Here is a 19341-nt window from a genome sequence, read left to right on the forward strand (position 1 = left end):
GCCGCTACCATGGCTCTCACAGGATTCCATCATGGCTGATTCCCACCGTTTCCCGGATGCCGATGTCGACGCGATCTACCGCGTGATCGCCGAGCGGCGCGACATGCGCCACTTTCGCCCCGACCCGGTCGATCCCGAGATTCTGGCGCGCCTGCTGTGGGCCGCCCACCACGCTCCCAGCGTCGGCTACATGCAGCCGTGGCGCTTCATCCGCATCACCGATCGGGGGCTGCGCGAGCGCATGCACGTGCTGGTCGAGAAGGAACGCCGCAACACCGCCCGCGCCCTCGGCGAGCGGGAGGAGGACTTCATGCGCCTCAAGGTGGAGGGTTTGCTCGAAGCCGGCGAGGTGATCGTCGTGGCGCTGGCCGACGGCCGCGAGAAACACGTCTTCGGCCGCCGCACGCTGCCCGAGATGGATCTCGCCTCGGTGGCCTGCGCGATCCAGAACATGTGGCTGGCAGCACGCGCCGAAGGCATCGGCCTCGGCTGGGTGTCGATCTTCGACCCGGTGGATCTGGCCACGTTGCTCGACATGCCGGCCGGCGCGCGTCCGGTCGCCATCCTGTGTATTGGCCACGTGGACGAGTTCTATCCCAGGCCGATGCTGGAGATCCACCAGTGGGCCGAGCGCATGCCGCTGGAGACGGTGGTCTTTGAGAACGGCTGGCGGGGTGAGGCCGCCGTCTCAGGCGACTGACGGATCCTTGCGCACACGCTGGGCCAGCCAGGTGGCGCCCACCAGCAGAGTGATGAAGCTCAGTATCTCCCAGGCTGACAGGAAGATCGCCAGAGTGGATCGTCCGGTATCCAGCAGTGCCGGCATGCGTTGAACGAGCACTGGCAGGGTAATCAGTGCGGCCATCGGCACGGCCCGTGGACCGTATAGCCAGCCCAGAGGCCGGGCCGCCAGCGCTGCCAGCAAGGTTGCAGCGAGGAAGCCCCGGCTCATCAGGATTGCGATTTCCAGTGGACTGTCCTGCGGGATGGGCATCAGCAGGATGACCAGTGCGAGCATTCGATCGTAGGCGATGAAGCCAGCGAACATCAGGCAGGGTAGCAGTACGGCCTGCAGCTGTGGAGCTGGACGTTTCACGCCGTCAGCCCGCCGTGGCCTGGCCGTTCCAGGTACCTTCGGCCGCGTCCCGGTTGCCCAGGGGCAGCAGCTTCTGCAGCGCCTTGATGTAGCGCTGCAAGGCATCCAGGCCGGTGGGCGTGAGGCTGTAGCTGGTCTGTGCGCGACCAGGGCCTTCGATGCGGCGCAAGGAGACATAGTCGGCGGCGATCAGCTTCTTCAGATGGGATTCCAGGTTTCCGTCGGAAACCTGGAGGTTGCGTTTGAGTTCGGTAAAGCTGGCTTCACCGGCGCCGGCCAGGAAGGCGGCAAGCTGGGTGCGCAGGGGCTGGTGGAGGAGGGGGTCGAGAGCTTCCATGGGCTTGGGCCCGCCGGGGCGGGCCTTGCAGTCTTATTTCAGGTTGAATTCTGCGCGCATCGAGCCGGGATTGCGCCCGTCCTGATCGCCGGGTACGCGGATTTCGAACCGGCCGGTGACGATCTCGTCGTGCCGCCGCCAGGTCTTGCCGTCCAGGCTGGCCCATTGTTTGTAGGTGTAGACGTCCTGCTTGAGGCGCACGCTGAGGGTGCTGCGTGCTTCGGCTTCCAGCAGGCTGCCGTGGATGTGTGCTTCAACGGGGAGTGGTGCGCCCGCCGGGTACAGGAGGATATGGGGCTGCCCGGCCGGGGCCTGTTCGCCGAAGCGGACGACCGGCAGTCTGGCCAGTTCATCGGCACCGGGCTGGCCGAAGCTGGCGCAGCCGGCCAGAGCGAGCGCCGCCAGGGCACCGAGAGGTCGCAGGATCATGGTGAAGCTCCTTCAGTGGGAAAGGGTTTCAGGGTTTCAGTGGTGCGGTGTGCCGTGGAAATCGACGACCAGGGCGGATTCGACTATCGGTCCATGGGCTGGATCGAGGCTGGCCTTCATCCACGGGATGGAGATCCAGTGGGTTTCCCGGGCCAGCAGCCAGATGCCGCCGGGGGCGCGGATGTCGCCGGTGGGCAGGCCGTCCCGCAGCATGATCTCCACCGTCTGATCGAGGGTCAGAGGCAGGATGGCGTCTGGTGTGGGGCGGAACAGGTCACCGGACAACTCGACCTTGACCGGCACCCGGGTACCGGCTGGCAGGCTGACGATGCGCAGGCCCGCCACGTCGGCGCCGCTCCGGTAGTCCTCCAGGGAGATGACCGGCAGTTCCGGTGGCAGACTGGCTGACGCGTAGCGGTGGGCGATCAGTGGCGCAGCCAGCACGACTACGGTCCAGCCGGCGGCCTGGGCCAGGCGTAGCACGAAGGTGCGTTCCCGGCCGTGATCGACGAGCAGGGACAGCAGCGGCAGGCCAAGGCCGAACACCGCGGTGGCGATCCACTTCATTGTTTCGAAGGGCAGCCGTGCCGCGAGGCCTGCGATGCCGATGGCGATGATGATGCCGCCGGCCCACTCCAGCACCTCTTCGGAAAACAGGCCATGCACGTAGAGGGCGAGGCCGATCAGCACCAGCCATACGGTGCACAGCATGTAGGCACCGCCGAAGAAGAAGGTGGCAAAGGTGAACAGCGCTCCGACACCCATCAGCAGCCACAGCAACTTGACCACCTGACGATGGATGAAAGACCAGGTTTCGTCCCGAGCTTCCTTGACGCGCCGGGTCAGGTGCCAGTCGGCAAAGCCGGTACCGCCCAGAATGGTTGCGATGAGGAGCAGCCAGGCGATGGCCCGTTGTGTGGTGTCGGAGATCTGTTCGGCTGTGAGAACGGCGTCGCTGGCCAGGAACAGCCCGGCGCCGGCCAAGCCCCACAGGATCAGGCTGTGACGTTCCATGCGCAGATTGCGTTGGCCGCGGGTGAGCATGGATTGGATGCTGTCGAGCTGGCGGACGATCGGGTCGGACATGGTCGGCTGATTCCGGATGGATTTACTCTGTAGTTCAGAGTTTATTACTCTGAAATTCAGAGCGTCAACCGTTTCCGCTTCATCGAACGGCCTGGTGCGTCGGGCCCGAGGGGCTACAATGCCGCCTCTTCTCCATCAGCACGGATGTAATCCCCCATGTGGTTCCGCAATCTCCAGATCTACCGTCTTCCCGAAAACTGGGGCCTGACTGCCGAAGCCCTCGCCGAGAAGCTCGCCGCGCGGCCCTTCCAGCCCTGCGGCAGCCAGGACATGGCGACCCGCGGCTGGAGTTCGCCGACCAAGGACGACCGCTTCGTGCTGGCGGTCGGCGGCCATTTCCTGGTCGCACTGGCCGTCGAGCAGAAGCTGCTGCCTTCGTCGGTGGTCAATGAGGTGGCGGCCGACAAGGCCGAGATGATCGAGGCCCAGCAGGGCTACAAGCCCGGCCGCAAGCAGATGAAGGAAATCAAGGAGGCGGTGCTGCAGGAACTGCTGCCGCGCGCCTTCACGCGCCGCCGCAAGGTGTTCAGCTGGATCGACCCGGTGGGCGGCTGGCTGGTTATTGACGCCGCCAGCCAGGCCCGCGCCGAGGAAGTCCTTGAGGCCCTGCGCGACACGCTGGACGAGTTGCCGGTGAAGATGGTCAAGACCCAGCTGTCGCCGGTGTCGGTGATGACCGACTGGCTGGCCGCCAACGAGGCGAACGGCAACTTCACCATCGACCTGGACTGCGAGCTGCGCGCGGTGACCGACGAGAAGGCCGCGGTGCGCTACGTGCGCCACGCGCTGGACGGCAAGGACGTGCAGGATCACCTGGCCGCCGGCAAACTGCCGACACGGTTGGCACTGACTTTCGACGACCGCATCTCCTTCATGCTCACCGAGAAGATGGAGATCAAGCGCCTGGCCTTCCTCGACATCATCAAGGAAGAGGCCGAGCGCCAGGCCGACGCCACCGACATGCAGATCGAGGCCGACTTCGCGCTGATGAGCGGCGAACTGTCGCGTCTGATCCCGGCCGTGCTGGAAGCCCTCGGCGGCGAAGTGAAGGACGCGGTGATCTGAGGGGCGGCAGGGCGGCAGGGCGGCCACCACGGTCGCCCTGCTTAAATCCAGCCGATGCGTTTGCAGGCGCTGACGACCAGGTTGAGGCCCAGTCCGCACACGAAAAGTCCGAATGCCAGGCGGAGGTAGGCCGCATTCATCCGGTTGGCCACGATGGCACCGAGCCATGCGCCCAAGAACATCATCAGGGCCAGGATCAACGCGGCCCGGATGTCCACGTTGCCGTTGCGATAATACTCGTAGGCGGCAGCCAGCCCGATCGGCGGCAGTAGCACCGCGAGGGTCGTGCCCGTCGCGAGGTGCTGGGAAAAACCAGCCCAATACACCAGCGCAGGCACAAGGATCACGCCACCTCCGATGCCGAAGACTCCGGCGGCCAGGCCGCCGGAAATCCCGATGATGGCAAGTGTCAGCCAGGATGGCATGGTTCCGGGCTCCAATCCGATCAGTAGATCGCCCCGCCAGTCTGCGTCGAGTACAGCGTGCCGCTCTCGGCGGACAGGTTGTAGTTGGTGGTGGCGCCATCGTAGCCGCGCCAGTTCTGAAGATTGAAGCGGCCGTTGCCGGACAGGCGTTGCACGCCGACATTGTGGTAGGTGAGTGGCGTACGGGGCTGGCAAACTTGCGGCAGGCCGTTGGTCTGCAGGAAATACACCGAGCCGATGCCGAGCGCCATGCCCGACCAGCCGTCCTGCACAATGCGCGCCAGGAAGGTGACCAGCCGGCCCATGCGGTCGCGGGTGCCCAGGTGGGCGTCGGTGATCACGAAATCGAGCCCTGATGCAGTGATGAAGCCCCGGTCGAGGGTCACCCGCTTGGTGTACGGATTGCTCAGTGCGTCGTCGGAATAGACGGTGCCGTTGAGCGCCGCGAAATCGAACTGTCCGAGTACTGCCAGGCCGGCGCTGGTGCCGCCGATCGGCACCTTCCGGGCGATCAGGTTGTTGATGGCCTGTTCGACGCCGGTGCCCTTCCAGAAGTTGATGTAGTCGGCCTGGTCGCCACCGGCGATGAACAGCGCTTCGGCCTTGTTGATGCGGTCGATCACGAAGGCGTCGGTGCCGGTGGCGCGGATCACCACGAAATCCCCGCCGCCGGCGCGGGCGATCATCCACTGGAAGGCCGCATCCACGTCGGGGCCGCCGCCCATCAGCAGCGCGGAGGGTTCGCGGGGCGGCTGGCTGGAACTGGCGTCGGCGGGGTTGCCGACCACGTAGTACTGGTAGGGTTTGTCGGCGTGGGCTGGGCTCAGTATGGCGAGGCCGGCGATGATGGCGAAGGCCTCGGCGAGGCGGCGCCAGGGCCGCCATGCACTGCCTTGTTCGCTGGAGGGTGTACGGTCTTGCATAGTGCGGCCCCCCTGACGTTGGACTCGCTCCATGCTCCGCAGCGTCGGTCAGGCTGTCAAGGCATTCTGACCACTTTGGGTTTCACAGGTGGAGCAGGGCTACCGCCGCGATCGCGCAGCCTGCGCCGGCTACCCCGATGGAGGCCCATTCCATCCATTTCTTGCGGGTCAGCAGGGTGATCGCCGCCAGCGAGATGGCGACCTGCATGGCGGTCATCGCCTGGGCCCAGCGGTGGTGCTCGTGCATGGAGTGCTCGCTGGCTTCCTCTGCCTCGGTGGCGGAGGCTTCCAGCTTCTCGGCCTTGCTCTTGATGTCTTCCTTCTCGTGCTTGTAGCGCTCGATTTCCGACTGGTAACGGGTCTGGGCGTCGCCGCTGGTCAGCGCGACGGCCAGTTCGGCGATGTTCTGCTTGGAACTCTTGGCCTGGTAGTAGCCCCACTGGTTGGAGGCTTCCGTCTTGCGGATGGCGGCCTCGTTCTTGTGCATCAGCGCGTCGTTCTGGGTGGCGCCGCCGGCGTAGCTGAACAGTGCGCCGAGGGTGGCGAGGACCGCCGTCATCGCCGCGATGCGCGACGCGAAGCTGTCGCCGCCGTGGCTGGCGTGCTCGACCGCGTGGTCGTGGGGGCCGTGGACATGGAAATGATCGCCGGACATGCAGGTTCTCCGTGTTGAGGGTGCGGGGCCGGGCCCCGCGAAGCGCTGCGGATTTTAGGCCAAGCCGGAGCGTTTAGCGCGCTGATGCAAGCGCCGGGCCGCCGATTCGGAAGCGTTCCACGATGCGCGCCATGTGCTGGGAGATGTCGCGGATCGAGTCGGCGGCCTGCTTGGTGTGCAGTGCCGCATTGTTGGCATCGCCGAGGAGGTTGTCGATCATGCCGACCTGACCGACGATCTCGTCGCTGGACGATTGGCCGATAGCGACCAAGCGGGTGATTTCGTTCACCACGTGGATGACCTTGCCGGTCGAATCTTCGATGCGTTCCACCGCGTTGCCGGCGCTCTGGGTCAGCGTGGTGCTTTCCTGCATCTCGCCGATGACCTTTTGCATCAGCTCGGTCGAGTCGCGGGATGTCGTGCGGATCTCCGAGATGTGCTGGTTGATCAGTTCAGTGGAGCCGGCGGCACGCTCGGCCAGTTTGCGCACCTCGTCGGCCACCACCGCGAAGCCGCGTCCCGATTCGCCGGCACGGGCCGCCTCGATGGCGGCGTTGAGTGCCAGCAGATTGGTCTGGTCGGCGATCTGGCGGATCTCGGAAACGACGGCTTCAACCTTGACGACTGAAGAGGCGAGGTCGAAGACGCGCTGCGACGCGTTGTCGATGCTGATGGCGAGTTGCTCGATGCGGCCAGCGGCGTTGCGGATCACCGCGCTGTTTTCGGTGGCGCGGGCGCTGGAGTCGCTGCTGATTTCGCCGGCCTGGCGGGTTTCCCGGTCGATGTCGACGATGTGGGCCTGGATCTGCTGCACTGCTGAGTGGATGGCCTGGGACGATTGGGTGCCGTTGGAAGCCAGGCGGGCGATGGCGGCGGCCGACTGGTGCATCTCGATGGAGGCCACCTCGTTGCGGCGGATCACCTCGACCATCTCGCCGAGGCTGGCCTGCAGCGTGTCGATCAGGCTGTTGAAGGCGCGCACGGACTGGCCGATTTCATCGTCGCGGACCACCGGCACGCGTTGCGTGAAGTCCAGCGAGGTGGCGATGGAGGCCATCGTGGTTTCCATTGCACGCAGGGGCTTGATGATGTTGCCGTGCAGGCGGAACACCAGGCCGACCAGCACGACCAGCGTCAGCCCGGTGGCAATCGACAGGATCCACTGGGTCTGCACGAAGCCTTCTTCCACGGCTGCTACCGAGCGGTCCTTGGTGCGGCGCTTCTCGACGCGCAGGGTTTCGAGGATCTGCTGCAGTTCCTGCTGGTACTGGGCCACGTTGGCGTACAGGCTTGCTTCGGCGATGGTGCGTTGGCCGGCCACGGCCTGCTCGATGGTTTCGTCCATCGCTGCTTCGTACTGGGCCAGGCTTTCTTCCGCTTCGTGGAGCATGGCCTTCTCGGTATCGGAGTGGGCCAACGGTCCCTGCGCAGTGAGGGCTTCGTGCAGCCCCTTGCGCTGGGTCAGCAGTTTTTCCTTGGCACCGGTCGCCACGTCGGCGCTGGGCGCGTAGACGATCTCGGTGAGGACGATCTGCACTTGCTTGAGCTGGGCGCCCAGATCGGAGGCGGCCAATGCGCCGGGAATTGCGTCGTCGGTGAGGTTGCGTACCAACCGCGTGTTGTGATGGAACATCAGCAGGCCGGCCGTGCCGGCGGCCAGCAGTAGCGTGGTGGTGATGGTGATGAGGATGATCAGATAGCGTCGAATGCTCATGGGGATGACTTCATGTCGGCCCGGCAGGGCGATGCGGGTTTGAGCGTTTTCTTGTGCGTTGCACCAGAAAACCCGCACATTTATCGACAGGCGTCCTGCTGAATCAAATGAATGTTTTGTGACAGTAACAAAGGCGCTTGCCGCCTGGTTTCTGCAAAAATGCTTTTCGTATGCGCACCCGGGATGGGGTGGAGCACCCACGTTGTGTCAGGGGAGGAATACCGGGTCGGAGAAGACCAGGGTGCCGTCGGCGCGCATCATCAGGTTGTGGGGATTGAGGATGTCCGGCTGGACCGGGTATTCCTCGATGAAGTCGGACAGCGCGGCGATGGCTTGCACGATGCTCGCCGGCAGGCCCAGCGGAGGCGCCTGGGCGATGTGGTACAGCGCCAGGCGGCCGCGGTTGACGCCCAGGTTGGCCCATTTCTCGCAGCCCTGCCAGTAGGCCTCCGACAGGATGCGCGCCATGGCTTCGGCCTCGCCGCTGATCGGCTCAAGGCGTTCGATTTCCAGCAGGCGGAAGGAGTAGCCGTTGCTGGCTTTGCCAACCACGCCGTGGTCCCGGTACAGGCGTGGGAAGTGGATGCCGGTGGGGCGGTCGTCGGCGGCCAGGTAGTAATAATCGGCGGGGGAGCTGACGACCTTGTAGACCCGTTCCCCGTCGCCGGCGTCGAGGACGATGGACGACTCGCCGCGCCCGAGCTCGGGTCGGCCGTCGAGAAGCGGATGGGCCGGCACCGGGTCGGCGATGCGGGCGACGATGATGTCGCCCGATGCGCTCCCGGCGTCCGGTTCCGTCATCGAGGAGTGGGTGGCGTTACCCGATGATGTTGTAGCCGGCATCCACGAAGTGTACGCCACCGGACAGGTTGCGGCCCGCGTCGGAGACCAGGAAGGCCGTGAGGGCGCCGATGTCTTCCGGTGTGACCAGGCGGTGCAGCGGCGAGCGCTCGACGGCGGCGGCCATCAGACCGTCGAAGCCGGCGATGCCAGAGGCGGCACGGGTCATCAGCGGGCCCGGGGAGATCGCGTTGACGCGGATGTTCTTGGAGCCCAGCTCGAAGGCCATGTAGCGGGTGGCGGCTTCCAGCGCGGCCTTGCACAGGCCCATCATGCCGTAGTTGGCGATGACTTTCTCGCTGCCCAGGTAGGTCATGGTGATCAGCGAACCACCGCCAGCCTTCTCGAGCAGCGGCTCGGCCTTGCGGGCCAGACGCACGAAGGAGTGGGTGGACACGTCCATCGCCAAGGCAAAGCCGTCGGCGGAGGTGTCCACCACGCGGCCGTGCAGGTCGTCGCGCTTGGCGAAGGCCATGGAGTGGATCGCGAAGTCGAGCTTGCCGTACTTGGCGTCGATCTGCGCGAACACATCATCGACGATTTCGGGCTTGGTCACGTCGAGCAGCAGCACGTCCTCGACACCCAGGCGGCTGACGATGGGCTCGATGAAGGCCAGGGTCTTCTCGTTCTGGTAGGTGATGATGACCTTGGCGCCAGCGTCGATGCAGGCTTCGGCGACCCCGGTGGAGATGGATTTTTCGTTGGCGATGCCGGTGATCAGGCCAACCTTGCCTTCGAGGTTGATGATGGGCTTCATAGAGGGGCTCCGTAGGGATAAGAAAATTTACCGCACTGCAGCAATCGCTGACTTTAGAATAGTCTAGCGTGTCTGTTACACGGGTGTTTTTTCGTTAACGCTAAGTTTCCGGTTTTTTGGTATGTCATTGTTGCGATGCGTCAAATCCTGATCGAAAACTCGCCGCTCCGGTGGCCGGGCCGATGAGCCCGGTTTATGTCTTCCTCGACTTCGACGGTGTCACCCATCCTTGGGGCGAGGTGGAGGATTTCCGCTGTCTGCCGGAGCTGGAAGCGGTGCTGCGCGACTACCCGGAGACGCGCGTCGTCATCGCGTCCGACTGGCGTACGTTGTTCTCGCTGCCCAAGTTGGTGGCACGCTTTTCGGAAGACATCCGGCCGCGGGTCATCGACACTACGCCGACGATCTTTCCGCGCAAACCCGACGAGCTGTATGGCCTGCGCGAGCGGGAGGCTCGCCAGTGGCTGGCCCGCAAAGGCGGCGATGTGCAGTGGCTGGCCATCGACGACGCTCCCGGTAACTGGCCGACCCGTACGCGCTTGGTGCTCACTGATTTCAAGCGCGGCTTTACCGACGAAGACGCCGGTCGCATGCGCCGCATGCTCGACGCCTTCCGTTCCGGCGAGTTCAAGGCGCCCGAAGCGGCCGCGCCGGCCTGACTTTTTCCCGATCAGAATTGCCGCAGCAGCGGTGATTCGTCCATCAGTGCGACCTGTTCCCGCAGTGCCAGGATCTGGTCCTGCCAGTAGCGCGGCGTGTCGAACCAGCTGAAGGCGGCCGGGAAGGCCGGGTCGTCCCAACGGCGGGCAATCCAGCCGGCGTAGTGGATCAGGCGCAGGGTGCGCAGGGCTTCCACCAGGTTGAGGCTGCGCGGCTCGAAAGTAGCGAACTGCTCGTAGCCTTCGAGCACCGCGTCGAGCTGGCGCGCCATTGCCGGTGCGTCGCCGGACAGCAGCATCCACAGGTCCTGGATTGCCGGGCCGTTGCGGGCGTCGTCGAAATCCACGAAATGCGGGCCAGCGTCGGTCCATAGCACGTTGCCGCTGTGCACGTCGCCGTGCAGGCGGATCTGCGACAGCTCGCCGGCCCGTTCGAAGCAGCAGCGTACGCTGGCCAGGGCCTGGTCTACCACCGAGAGCCAGGTGTCGCGCAGCTCCGGCGGCAGGAAGGGCGAGGCCAGCAGCGCGTCACGCGGTTCCTCGCCGAAGCTGCGGATGTCCAGAGTCGGCCGGTGGACGAAGGGCTGGCGGGCGCCGATAGCGTGGATGCGCCCGAGGAAGCGGCCCAGCCAGGTGAGTACTTCCGGGTCGTCCAGCTCCGGCGCGCGGCCGCCGCGGCGCGGGAACAGGGCTAGCCGGAAGCCGTCCGTGTGGTGCAGCGTGTGCCCGCCGATCTCCAGAGCCGGCACGGCGGGGATCTCCGCCTCGGCCAACTCGGCGAGGAAGGTGTGTTCTTCAAGGATCGCCTCGTCACTCCAGCGCGCCGGGCGGTAGAACTTGGCGACCAGCGGCGCGGCGTCCTCAATGCCGACCTGGTAGACGCGGTTCTCGTAGCTGTTGAGGGTCAGCAGCCGGCCGTCGCAGAAGAGGCCGGTGGCCTCCACCGCCGACAGCACGAAATCGGGAGTCAGCGGCCCGAAGGGGGCCGTCATTGCTTCTCCTCCCGCGCATAGGCGGCGTGCAGCTTGACCGGCTCGGCCTTGGCGGCCTGGCGACTGCGCATGCGCAGGTTGAGGGTTTCGACCAGCACCGAGAAGGCCATCGCCGAGTAGATGTAGCCCTTCGGCACGTGGTGGCCGAAGGCGTCGGCGATCAGCACCACGCCGATCACCAGCAGGAAGGACAAGGCCAGCATCTTGACGGTGGGGTGGCGCGACACGAAGTCGCCGATCGGGCCGGAGGCGAGCATCATCAGGCCCACCGAGGCGACCACCGCGGCGATCATCACCTGCAGGTGATTGACCATGCCGATGGCGGTGATGATGGAATCCAACGAGAACACGATGTCGATCAGGATGATCTGCACCAGCACCGCGCCGAAGGTGGCTTGTACGGCACTGGAGGCTTCGCCTTCCTCGCCTTCCATCAGCTGGTGCACCTCCTGAGTGCTCTTCCAGACCAGGAACAGGCCGCCGGCCAGCAGGATCAGGTCGCGGCCGGAGAAGCCGTGCTCCAGCACCGTGACGAGGGGTTCGGTGAGCCCGGCCAGCCACGACAGCAGCATCAACAGGCCGATCCGCATGAACATCGCCAGGAACAGCCCCAGGCGGCGGGCGGTGCCGCGCTGGGCTGGCGGCAGCTTGTCCACCAAGATGGAGATGAAGATCACGTTGTCGATGCCCAGCACCAGTTCCAGCGCGGTCAGGGTGAAGAAGGCGATCAGCAGTTGCGGGTCGGTCAGGAATTCCATGTCGATAGCGCGGTTGTTTCGGGAAACGCGGGCGGCATGTCAGCCGCCTGCGTCCGCGCATGGTCGCATGAAAACGATGTGCTTTGCCGCCTCGCCGGCAAGGTGGTGACGGCCGGGCTCAGCCCGGCTTGCCGTCGGCGCGCCGGCTCAGGTAGATCGGCACCAGGCGGACGACCCACGGGGTGAACACGGCCAGCCAGCCGATGGCAGCGATGGCCGGCAGCACCGTCTGGGCGCCGGGCAGCACATCGGCCAGCACCCGCGCCGCGGCGACCGCGTGGAGGCCGAGGGTTAGCCGCCAGGTCAGTTCGTCGGCCACCAGCGGCCGCCCGGAGTGGCCTAGAGTGACGCGTGACACCATCGCCAGCGTCATCGTTGCGAAGAAGCCGACCGCCATTGCATGCAGCGGCGCCAGGCCCAGGGTGACGATGCCGAAGGCGTGCAGCAGGCCCTGCACGCCGGCCAGCAGCCAGGCGATGCCCAGCCACAGGAAGCCGATGTGCAGCATGGCCAGCAGGCGCACCGCGAAGCTGCGCCGGAACTGCCATTTCCAGCTCAGCCACAGGGCCGTGCCGGCGGCGGCCAGGTCGACGGGCCAGGCCCAGGCGTCGTGCTCGGCCATGGCCAGCAGGCCGTGAACCAAGCTGGCGCCGACCAGTACCTGCAGCGCCCAGTCCGGGCGGACGAGTTCGTACTTGGGCAGGGCGGACGACGAGAAGAAGGGAATCATGCGGTGGCTGACCACCATGAACAGCGGTGCGAGCAGCCACCACACGCCGATGGACACGCCGATGCGGGCGGCCAGCGGGGCACCACCGGCCGCGAAAGCCAGCCAGGCGACGAGGCCGAGCGCGCCGGCGGCGAGGGCGAACCAGGCCGTGCCCGCGTGCTTGCGCTGGGCTTCCGGCTTGAAGGCCACCGGCCACAGCGCACGCAGGACCAGCAGCCAGCCGGCCAGCACCAGTGCTAGCCCGGCAATCCGCAGCGCTGGCGTGACGACGAACAAGCCAGCGTCGAACAACAGCCAGCCGGTCGCCAGCAGCAGCCACGGCAGGCGTGCCACCGCGCCAGGTGTGTCGGGCATGCCCTGCCAGCGCGGCATGGCGGTCAGCAGGAAGCCGAACACGAAGAACGGGAAGATGCCGTAGGCGGCCCACAGGCCATGAACCCAGGCTGGCGGCCATGGCCAGACGGGAGACGGCAGCAGGCCATTGCGGGCCAGCAGCTCCCACGCCCACGGTGCGAAGGCCAGCAGGGTTTGCACCGCGCCGGCCAGGAACATGGCGCGGTGGGGGGCAGCGAAGAGCACCGCAGCACCCGAAGCGGGCGGCTCGGCGGCGGGTTGAGGCGCGGCACCCGTGGGGCGCGCCTGCAGTGAGATGGGCTTATCCATAAAGGGGTAAGGACTCCGTACAGAGGTTTCCGGGGGGCGGAGAAGGTTAGAATCTGTAGCTGCTATTTCGCCCAACACGAGAATCCGCGCCATGTCCACCGACAAGATCGATATTCCCGGCTTGCTCAGCCGCATGCCCCTGTTCAGCGCCCTGGCACCGGAGGATCTGGCCCACCTGGCCGCCGCGACGCGGGAGAAGCGCCTGCAGAAGGGCGACCGCCTGTTCCAGCGTGGCGATCTGCCGAAGGGCTTCTTCCTGGTCGTGTGGGGGCAGATCAAGCTGGCTTTCACGTCCGCCCAGGGCAACGAGAAGGTCGTCGAGATCCTCGGGCCGCTGCAGAGCTTCGGCGAGGCGGTGATGTTCCTCGACCAGCCTTACCCGGTGCTCGGCGAGGCGCTGGCCGACACGCTGGTGCTGCACATTGGTTCGGCGGCGGTATTCGATCAGATCGAGCAGGACCCGCGCTTTGCACGCAAGCTGCTGGCCGGCATGTCGATCCGCCTCCACACCATGGTGCGGGACGTGGAGTCCTACGCGCTGCGCTCGTCCACCCAGCGGGTCATCGGCTATCTGCTGCAACTGGCCGAAAGCGCGCCCTGCGCGCCGAAGGACGGCACGCACAGCGTCGAGCTGCCGACCAGCAAGCAGGTGATCGCGTCGCGCCTGAGCCTTACGCCGGAAACCCTGTCGCGGATCTTTCACGAGCTGTCCGACGCAGGCCTGATCTCGGTGCAGGGCAAGCACATCGTGATCCACGACGCCGCCCGCCTGGCCGAACACGACTGAGGCTGCGGCCCGCCGCTCAGGGCGCAGCGTGGCGGATGTGGATCGCGAATTCGCCATCGCTGTTCATCTCGGTGCGATGGGTGTAGCCGTTGCGCCGGAGGACGTCGTACAGCGGCGTCGGCTCCCGGTAGATCAGCAGGATCACCTCGCCGCCCGGCGGCAGGGTGTCGAGGGCTTCGAGGGTCAGGTTCAGTGGCTCCGGCGGCATCAGGCCGCGGGCATCGACGATGACGGGGGTCAGGGCATCGGTCATGGTGTTTTCTCCGATTGGGGCTGCTCAGGGACCGTGACAGATTGGCCCCTGCCGGAAACGCGGGCCTTGACCGTGCTCAAGCGACGGATTGCCCGCGGGGTGCTGTGTGGCTGCTGAGATCCGGCCAGCCTAGTGGCTGGTGCCTTCCGAGCGCTGGATCTTGTTGAACAGGTTGTACTTGCCGATCGGCTTCGAGGCCGGCAGGCGCTTGATCTCCTTGAAGGTCTTCGCGTCGAGGAAGATCAGCGCGCCATCCTTTTCCATCAGGCTGGCAATCACGTAACGGCCGTTGCGGTCGAATTCCACGTGGGCAAAGGTCTTGCCCGGCTCTGGGCGGATCTGGGCGACGACCTGCAGGCTCTGCTTGTCGATGACCTGCAGGGTGTCCCGGGCGGTCGGGCTCATCATCGAATCGACCCACGCGTAGGGGCTGTTCTCGTGACTGCGCAGGAAGAAGCCGGGGCCCAGCGTGGGAATGGTTGCGACGGTCTGCCAGTTCTGCATGTCGATGACGCTGACCCGCGCGTCCTTCAGGTTGGTGCTGGCCACCACGCGCCGGCCGTCGCGCAGCCAGGAAATGCCGGAACCCAGGTGCGGCATGCCGGGCAGGTCCAGGTTGCTGATTGGCCGGCGGACATCAAGGTTGATGACCTTGCCGTGTCCGTCCCGGTTGGCGCCGATCACGTTGGTGTAGTCCTGGGTGAAGAAGAAGTCGTCGAGGGGTTCTTCGAGCAGCGTACGGCGCGGGTTGAGGTAGCCGGGCGTGGAGATCGCTTCGCCCATCTTGTAGTCGTGTACGTAGCCGTCGTGGAAGGGCTTGGCGGCCGGGTCGTAGGAGATTTCCCAGATCTCCGGCAGGTCCTTCAGGCCGACCACGAAACTCTTGCGCGGCGCTGCGTCGTACACCGCCGAGATGCGCGACGCGGCGTCGCTCTTCAGGTTGCGGCCGTCGATGAGCTTGAGCAGCTTGAGGTCAGCGTCGAAGATGGCCAGGTTGCCGGGCAGGTAGTTGGCCACCGCCACGTAGCGGCCGTCGCTGGAGACGGCGGCGTTGCGGGTGTTGAGGCCGGCGCGCACCTCGGCGACGATCTTCAGGTTCCAGATGTCGAACTTGCTGACCCAGCCGTCGCGGGACGCGAAGAACACGTAGCGCCCGTCCGGCGTGAACTTGGGGCCACCGTGTAGCGCGTAGCGGGACGGGAAGCGGAATATGCGCTCCATGCGGTCGCCGTCGAGCACGCTGACGTGGTGGTCGCCGGCTTCGACGACGATGAACAGGTTCATTGGGTCGGCCTTGGCCACTTCCCCCTGGCGGGCGTCCGGCAGGCTGCCGGGTGGGTAGGGTTCGACGCGCGAGGCGCGGATGTCGGTGGCGCTCCATGTGGGCGCGGGGCTGACCGGCGAGTAGATCCAGTCGGCGAGGGCGTCGATCTCGGCGGCAGACAGCACCGCCGAGAAGGGCTGCATCTGCGTCGCGCTACGGCCGTCGCGGATCGTCGCGACGGCGTCCTTGCGTTTGAGGCGTTCGAGGCTCTCCGGCAACAGGGCGGGCCCCATCGCGCCCAGCCGGCCGGTGCCATGGCAGCTGGCGCAGTGCTGGGCGAAGAGTTCCGGCGCGCCGGCCTGGGCCGGTAGAGCGGTGAAGGCCAGAGCGGCAAGGGCGATGGCGGAAAAGAGGCGGTTCATTGTGAGGATCCCTTGGCTTGGGAGATGGTGTGCGGCGCAGGACTGGGGCGGCCGTCCCAGGCAGGGGGCTGTCCTTGGGGGCGGCTCCCTGTGGGTCGGTTTCCGGCGGGGGGAGTCCAGTCGCCCGCGGACTTTGTTGAGCCGACTGTGGGCGGATGAACTCGCCCCCACGGCTTACGGTTTCAGGCGACGGATTGCAGCCGGACCCACGGCTTCACTTCCAGGCGCTCGCCGTCGGCTACGCCGATCTCGGTGTTGTCCAGATAGCAGCCGGGATCTTCCTGCCATGGGTCGCCGGTCAGTTGCTGGGCCCGCACGCGGGTGTTGCCGTTGCAGATGGACAGGTAGCGGCAGTCGGAGCAGCGCCCCTTGACCGGCCGCGGCGACTGCTTGAGGCCGGCCAGCAGTGGGTCGGACAGGTCGGTCCAGATGTCGCCGAATTTGCGCTCGCGGACATTGCCGAGGGTGTGGTGCCACCACATGGTGTCCGGGTGCACGTTGCCCAGGTTGTCGATGTTGGCCACATTGACGCCGCTGGAGTTGCCGCCCCATTGCCGCAGCTTGGCTTCCACGTGGGCCGCATGCTGCGGGAAGCGCTGTTGCACCCAGTGCAGGAAGAAGGGGCCGTCAGCGTCGTTGTTGCCGGTGGTGAAGTCCTTGTCGAGGCCGCGCCGTTCGCAATCCCAGGCCGTGTCGAAGAGCAGTTCCATGGCCTTGCGGGTGAGGACATGATGGGCGTCGTCAGCGCGGTTCTTGTTGCCGCGCCCCGCGTAGTTGAGGTGGGAGAAGTAGAAGCGGTCGATGTTCTCGTCCTCCACCAGCTGGAGTATGGCGGGTAGGTCGGCGGCGTTGTCCTGGGTCATCGTGAAGCGTACGCCGACTTTCACGCCCAGCTCGCGGCACAGGCGCAGGCCGGCCAGCGAGCGTTCGAAGGCGCCGTCGAGGCGGCGGAACCTGTCGTGGGTCGCGCGGATACCGTCCAGGCTAACGCCCACGTAGTCGAAGTTGGTGGCGGCGATCGCATCGATGTTGTCTTTGTCGATCAAGGTGCCATTGGACGACAGGCCGACATAGAAGCCCATCGCCTTGGCGCGACCGGCGATCTCGAAGATGTCGGGCCGCAGCAGGGGTTCGCCGCCGGAAAGGATCAGCACCGGCACGCGGAAGGCCTTCAGGTCGTCCATCACGCGGAAGACCTCCTGCGTGTCGAGCTCGCCGGCGAAGTCTTTGTCGGCGGAGATCGAGTAGCAGTGCTTGCAGGTCAGGTTGCAGCGCCGGATCAGGTTCCAGATGACCACTGGCCCCGGCGGCGCGCGGCGTGGGCCGAGGGGAGTGGGAGTGGTGATTTCTCGGATATAGCTCGAAATGCGGAACATGGCCTCACCTTCCGAAGGGTTTTGGGCATTGTCCCCGTGTGGAGGGGAGCCCGGCCTTGACGGGTATCAACCGGGCATCTGCAGCTGCGGCGGTTCGGCGTCGACAGTGGCCTCCATATATATGGCAGCGTCTGCTGCATCGGGCTGCATGACAATCGGTGGGCCGGGCTGACAGAATGGCCGGGTTGCGATCCGGACCGGATCCGATCACGAGAATCCCCGACATGGCTGTCATTCATCCCGAAGGCTGGCGCGAGTTGAAGGCCAGTGGTGCCGCCCAGCGCGAAATCGAAACCCTGGCTGTTCTTGCCGCGGAGTTGGACGACACTTACACGGTTTATCACGGCGTGCACTGGACGCGGGTCCAGCAGGGTAATCACGCCATCGTCGGCGAGATCGATTTCGCCGTCGTCGGGCCGACCGGCAAGCTGCTGCTGATCGAACAGAAATCCGGCTTCCTGGCCGAGACGCCAGAGGGCCTGGTGAAGCGCTATGCCCAGAAGGACAAGAGTGTGCCGCTGCAGCTCGCGCGGACCGTTGATGCGCTGACCCAGCGTTTGAGGGGGATCTGCGGGATCGACTCGCCGCAAGTCGACGCGCTGCTGTTCTGCCCCGACTACACCGTGAAGCAGCCTGGCACCGCGGGCATCGATCCGGCGCGCATCATCGATGCGAGCAAACGGGATTACCTGGCCCACACCGTGCGTTCCATCCTGCCGGCGCGGGGCGAGTCGGTTCTCTATAAGGACAAGCTGCATCGCTTCCTTGGCGACATTCTGCAATTGGTCCCGGAAGTGCATGCGGTCGTCGGCGAGGCCCATGCACTGTACACCCGGTTGGCCGGTGGCCTGGCGGAGTGGGCGCGGCGCATCGAGTGTGAGCCCTTCCGCCTGCGTGTGATCGGCACCGCCGGTTCGGGCAAGACCCAACTGGCGATGGCCGTCTATCGGGATGCGCTCGCCGCTGGGCGCAAGCCGCTCTACGTTTGCTACAACCGGCCGCTGGCCGATCACATCGCGCTGATTGCTCCGCCGGGCGGTCAGGTCCTCACCTATCACCAACTGGCCGACCGTGTCTGCCAGGCGGCTGGAGAAGTGCCGGATTTCAGCCGTGAGGGCGCCTTCGCCCGGCTGGAAGGCTTTCTGGACAACCATGTGCCGGACGAGGTAGATCGTTTCGACGAGATCCTTATCGACGAAGGGCAGGACTTCCATGCCCGCTGGGCCGACAACCTGCTGCGCTTCTTGCGCCCAGGCGGGCGGGCCTGGTGGCTGGAGGATCCGATGCAGAACCTCTACGGCCTGCCGCAGGTTCAGCTGCCGGGCTGGGTGACACTGCGTTCCGACATCAATTACCGCAGCCCGAAGGACATCCTTGCGTCCCTCAATCTATTGCTGCCGTTGGAACACCCGGTCGAGGCCGGCAGTCCGTTGAGCGGATCGGACATCGACATCCTGACCTACACGACGCTCGACGAACTGGTGGCCCGTTCGGTCAGCGCTGTCACGCGTGCCATTGGCCTGGGCTTCAAGCGTTCGCACATCGCGTTGATCAGCTATCGCGGGCGTGAGCATTCGGCGCTGACGCCTTTCACGAGGCTCGGCCCCTATTCGCTGAAGGCCCCGACGGGGCGCTACGACCTGCTGGGTAATCCGATCCTGACCGAGGGCGATATCCTCACCGACTCCGTGTTGCGCTTCAAGGGCCGGGCCGCTCCCTGTGTGATCCTTACCGAAGTGGATTTTGAAAGTCTCGAGGACAAAGCTGTGCGACGGCTTTTTGTTGGAGCCACGCGTGCTACGATGAAATTGACGCTGGTTGTATCGGAGCGTGCGGCCGAAAATCTCCAGACCCAGCTGCACGATACGGACGGTACCTTTTGAGAGTTGGACGTTACCGGTGGGACGAGTGTTCCCCTTGAGGGCGTGTCTGCTGGATGTGAATGTATAAAGGCCAAGCCCCCGATAAGTTGCGCCGAGAATTATTTTTGTGAATGTTGTTGACGGTTTCTGATAATTCTTTATAATGCGCAGCTCTTTCGCTGCAGCGCGTTACGAATTAAGCGCTACGGGGTGAGGAGGTGGTGCCGAAGAGGTTGGATTTGTTTCGG

At 65.5% G+C, this 19341-nt stretch carries 21 protein-coding genes; 5 read left to right on the plus strand and 16 right to left on the minus strand.

The genetic code is table 11. From position 1 onward, the window contains the following. Positions 1–31: 31 nt before the first annotated feature. On the plus strand, positions 32–700 hold the full coding sequence (gene bluB / locus AC1PPK_RS04400; RefSeq protein WP_481116636.1) for a 5,6-dimethylbenzimidazole synthase: 669 nt from the start codon (positions 32–34) through the stop codon (positions 698–700). On the opposite strand, the gene AC1PPK_RS04405 is transcribed toward bluB, so the two are convergent. Genes AC1PPK_RS04405 through AC1PPK_RS04420 form a run of 4 tightly spaced genes read right to left on the minus strand, consistent with a single transcriptional unit; the run spans position 689 to position 2948 of the window. Then, a complete protein-coding gene (locus AC1PPK_RS04405) occupies positions 689–1096 on the minus strand; it encodes a hypothetical protein (protein WP_481116637.1) in 408 nt (135 codons plus the stop codon). The genes bluB and AC1PPK_RS04405 overlap by 12 nt on opposite strands. Before the next feature lie 4 nt (positions 1097–1100). After that, positions 1101–1433, minus strand: a complete 333-nt coding sequence (locus tag AC1PPK_RS04410; RefSeq protein WP_481116638.1) for a transcriptional regulator — start codon at positions 1431–1433, stop codon at positions 1101–1103. 33 nt (positions 1434–1466) lie between these two features. Next, positions 1467–1862: a hypothetical protein gene (locus AC1PPK_RS04415; protein ID WP_481116639.1), complete on the minus strand. Its 396-nt coding sequence runs from the start codon at positions 1860–1862 to the stop codon at positions 1467–1469. A gap of 36 nt (positions 1863–1898) precedes the next feature. After that, positions 1899–2948 carry a hypothetical protein gene (locus tag AC1PPK_RS04420; protein ID WP_481116640.1) on the minus strand — a complete coding sequence of 350 codons (1050 nt, stop codon included), beginning with the start codon at positions 2946–2948 and terminating at the stop codon, positions 1899–1901. 156 nt (positions 2949–3104) lie between these two features. Here AC1PPK_RS04420 and AC1PPK_RS04425 point away from each other — a divergent pair, with 156 nt between their 5' ends. Then, positions 3105–4013 carry a recombination-associated protein RdgC gene (locus AC1PPK_RS04425; RefSeq protein ID WP_481116641.1) on the plus strand — a complete coding sequence of 303 codons (909 nt, stop codon included), beginning with the start codon at positions 3105–3107 and terminating at the stop codon, positions 4011–4013. Between the two features lie 41 nt (positions 4014–4054). Here the strand turns inward: AC1PPK_RS04425 and AC1PPK_RS04430 are convergent, their stop codons facing one another. From AC1PPK_RS04430 to fabI, 6 genes are all read right to left on the minus strand, one after another. Continuing rightward, positions 4055–4438 (minus strand): TSUP family transporter, encoded by a 384-nt coding sequence (locus AC1PPK_RS04430; RefSeq protein ID WP_481116642.1) that lies wholly within the window; start codon positions 4436–4438, stop codon positions 4055–4057. A gap of 20 nt (positions 4439–4458) precedes the next feature. Beyond that, on the minus strand, positions 4459–5361 hold the full coding sequence (locus AC1PPK_RS04435) for a cyanophycinase (protein ID WP_481116643.1): 903 nt from the start codon (positions 5359–5361) through the stop codon (positions 4459–4461). An 82-nt stretch (positions 5362–5443) separates the two neighbouring features. After that, positions 5444–6016 (minus strand): DUF4337 domain-containing protein, encoded by a 573-nt coding sequence (locus AC1PPK_RS04440; protein ID WP_481116644.1) that lies wholly within the window; start codon positions 6014–6016, stop codon positions 5444–5446. A gap of 73 nt (positions 6017–6089) precedes the next feature. Continuing rightward, a complete protein-coding gene (locus tag AC1PPK_RS04445; RefSeq protein ID WP_481116645.1) occupies positions 6090–7730 on the minus strand; it encodes a methyl-accepting chemotaxis protein in 1641 nt (546 codons plus the stop codon). A 207-nt stretch (positions 7731–7937) separates the two neighbouring features. Further along, entirely contained in the window at positions 7938–8531 is a 594-nt protein-coding gene (locus tag AC1PPK_RS04450; protein WP_481116646.1) for a hypothetical protein, read from the minus strand. A 16-nt stretch (positions 8532–8547) separates the two neighbouring features. Further along, complete coding sequence (gene fabI / locus AC1PPK_RS04455) at positions 8548–9327, minus strand: enoyl-ACP reductase FabI (RefSeq protein WP_481116647.1); 780 nt, start codon at positions 9325–9327, stop codon at positions 8548–8550. 182 nt (positions 9328–9509) lie between these two features. Between fabI and AC1PPK_RS04460 the strand changes: the two genes are divergently transcribed. Next, the gene (locus AC1PPK_RS04460; RefSeq protein ID WP_481116648.1) at positions 9510–9986 is read left to right on the plus strand and encodes an HAD domain-containing protein; all 477 of its coding nucleotides are present in this window, start codon (positions 9510–9512) and stop codon (positions 9984–9986) included. Between the two features lie 11 nt (positions 9987–9997). On the opposite strand, the gene AC1PPK_RS04465 is transcribed toward AC1PPK_RS04460, so the two are convergent. The 3 genes from AC1PPK_RS04465 to AC1PPK_RS04475 form a co-directional block, all read right to left on the minus strand. After that, positions 9998–10978: a serine/threonine protein kinase gene (locus tag AC1PPK_RS04465; protein ID WP_481116649.1), complete on the minus strand. Its 981-nt coding sequence runs from the start codon at positions 10976–10978 to the stop codon at positions 9998–10000. Next, positions 10975–11736 (minus strand): TerC family protein, encoded by a 762-nt coding sequence (locus tag AC1PPK_RS04470; protein ID WP_481116650.1) that lies wholly within the window; start codon positions 11734–11736, stop codon positions 10975–10977. Before AC1PPK_RS04470 ends, AC1PPK_RS04465 begins: the two co-directional genes overlap by 4 nt. A gap of 118 nt (positions 11737–11854) precedes the next feature. Further along, the gene (locus tag AC1PPK_RS04475) at positions 11855–13129 is read right to left on the minus strand and encodes an NnrS family protein (protein WP_481116651.1); all 1275 of its coding nucleotides are present in this window, start codon (positions 13127–13129) and stop codon (positions 11855–11857) included. Between the two features lie 91 nt (positions 13130–13220). Here AC1PPK_RS04475 and AC1PPK_RS04480 point away from each other — a divergent pair, with 91 nt between their 5' ends. After that, the gene (locus AC1PPK_RS04480; protein ID WP_481116652.1) at positions 13221–13916 is read left to right on the plus strand and encodes a Crp/Fnr family transcriptional regulator; all 696 of its coding nucleotides are present in this window, start codon (positions 13221–13223) and stop codon (positions 13914–13916) included. A 16-nt stretch (positions 13917–13932) separates the two neighbouring features. Here AC1PPK_RS04480 and AC1PPK_RS04485 read toward each other — a convergent pair whose 3' ends face one another. The 3 genes from AC1PPK_RS04485 to nirJ all read right to left on the minus strand — a co-directional run bounded on the left by AC1PPK_RS04485 (position 13933) and on the right by nirJ (position 17231). Further along, positions 13933–14169 carry a DUF2249 domain-containing protein gene (locus AC1PPK_RS04485; protein WP_481116653.1) on the minus strand — a complete coding sequence of 79 codons (237 nt, stop codon included), beginning with the start codon at positions 14167–14169 and terminating at the stop codon, positions 13933–13935. A 129-nt stretch (positions 14170–14298) separates the two neighbouring features. After that, positions 14299–15855, minus strand: coding sequence for a cytochrome D1 domain-containing protein (locus AC1PPK_RS04490; protein ID WP_481116654.1), 1557 nt, complete (start codon positions 15853–15855; stop codon positions 14299–14301). A 182-nt stretch (positions 15856–16037) separates the two neighbouring features. Next, the gene (gene nirJ, locus AC1PPK_RS04495) at positions 16038–17231 is read right to left on the minus strand and encodes a heme d1 biosynthesis radical SAM protein NirJ (RefSeq protein ID WP_481116655.1); all 1194 of its coding nucleotides are present in this window, start codon (positions 17229–17231) and stop codon (positions 16038–16040) included. 224 nt (positions 17232–17455) lie between these two features. Here nirJ and AC1PPK_RS04500 point away from each other — a divergent pair, with 224 nt between their 5' ends. Beyond that, positions 17456–19114: an ATP-binding domain-containing protein gene (locus AC1PPK_RS04500; RefSeq protein WP_481116656.1), complete on the plus strand. Its 1659-nt coding sequence runs from the start codon at positions 17456–17458 to the stop codon at positions 19112–19114. Positions 19115–19341: the final 227 nt, after the last annotated feature.

The organism is Zoogloea sp. JDB1, from assembly GCF_056724025.1.

Bases quoted from the DNA above. Each gene is read 5' to 3' on its own strand.
- AC1PPK_RS04430 (WP_481116642.1), bottom strand. From the start codon at position 4,438: ATGCCATCCTGGCTGACACTTGCCATCATCGGGATTTCCGGCGGCCTG.
- AC1PPK_RS04490 (WP_481116654.1), bottom strand. From the start codon at position 15,855: ATGAACCGCCTCTTTTCCGCCATCGCCCTTGCCGCTCTGGCCTTCACC.
- fabI (WP_481116647.1), bottom strand. From the start codon at position 9,327: ATGAAGCCCATCATCAACCTCGAAGGCAAGGTTGGCCTGATCACCGGC.
- AC1PPK_RS04480 (WP_481116652.1), top strand. From the start codon at position 13,221: ATGTCCACCGACAAGATCGATATTCCCGGCTTGCTCAGCCGCATGCCC.
- AC1PPK_RS04470 (WP_481116650.1), bottom strand. From the start codon at position 11,736: ATGGAATTCCTGACCGACCCGCAACTGCTGATCGCCTTCTTCACCCTG.
- AC1PPK_RS04460 (WP_481116648.1), top strand. From the start codon at position 9,510: ATGAGCCCGGTTTATGTCTTCCTCGACTTCGACGGTGTCACCCATCCT.
- AC1PPK_RS04425 (WP_481116641.1), top strand. From the start codon at position 3,105: ATGTGGTTCCGCAATCTCCAGATCTACCGTCTTCCCGAAAACTGGGGC.
- AC1PPK_RS04475 (WP_481116651.1), bottom strand. From the start codon at position 13,129: ATGGATAAGCCCATCTCACTGCAGGCGCGCCCCACGGGTGCCGCGCCT.
- AC1PPK_RS04445 (WP_481116645.1), bottom strand. From the start codon at position 7,730: ATGAGCATTCGACGCTATCTGATCATCCTCATCACCATCACCACCACG.
- AC1PPK_RS04450 (WP_481116646.1), bottom strand. From the start codon at position 8,531: ATGACGGAACCGGACGCCGGGAGCGCATCGGGCGACATCATCGTCGCC.
- AC1PPK_RS04440 (WP_481116644.1), bottom strand. From the start codon at position 6,016: ATGTCCGGCGATCATTTCCATGTCCACGGCCCCCACGACCACGCGGTC.
- AC1PPK_RS04500 (WP_481116656.1), top strand. From the start codon at position 17,456: ATGGCTGTCATTCATCCCGAAGGCTGGCGCGAGTTGAAGGCCAGTGGT.
- nirJ (WP_481116655.1), bottom strand. From the start codon at position 17,231: ATGTTCCGCATTTCGAGCTATATCCGAGAAATCACCACTCCCACTCCC.
- AC1PPK_RS04435 (WP_481116643.1), bottom strand. From the start codon at position 5,361: ATGCAAGACCGTACACCCTCCAGCGAACAAGGCAGTGCATGGCGGCCC.
- AC1PPK_RS04485 (WP_481116653.1), bottom strand. From the start codon at position 14,169: ATGACCGATGCCCTGACCCCCGTCATCGTCGATGCCCGCGGCCTGATG.
- AC1PPK_RS04420 (WP_481116640.1), bottom strand. From the start codon at position 2,948: ATGTCCGACCCGATCGTCCGCCAGCTCGACAGCATCCAATCCATGCTC.
- AC1PPK_RS04465 (WP_481116649.1), bottom strand. From the start codon at position 10,978: ATGACGGCCCCCTTCGGGCCGCTGACTCCCGATTTCGTGCTGTCGGCG.
- bluB (WP_481116636.1), top strand. From the start codon at position 32: ATGGCTGATTCCCACCGTTTCCCGGATGCCGATGTCGACGCGATCTAC.
- AC1PPK_RS04410 (WP_481116638.1), bottom strand. From the start codon at position 1,433: ATGGAAGCTCTCGACCCCCTCCTCCACCAGCCCCTGCGCACCCAGCTT.
- AC1PPK_RS04415 (WP_481116639.1), bottom strand. From the start codon at position 1,862: ATGATCCTGCGACCTCTCGGTGCCCTGGCGGCGCTCGCTCTGGCCGGC.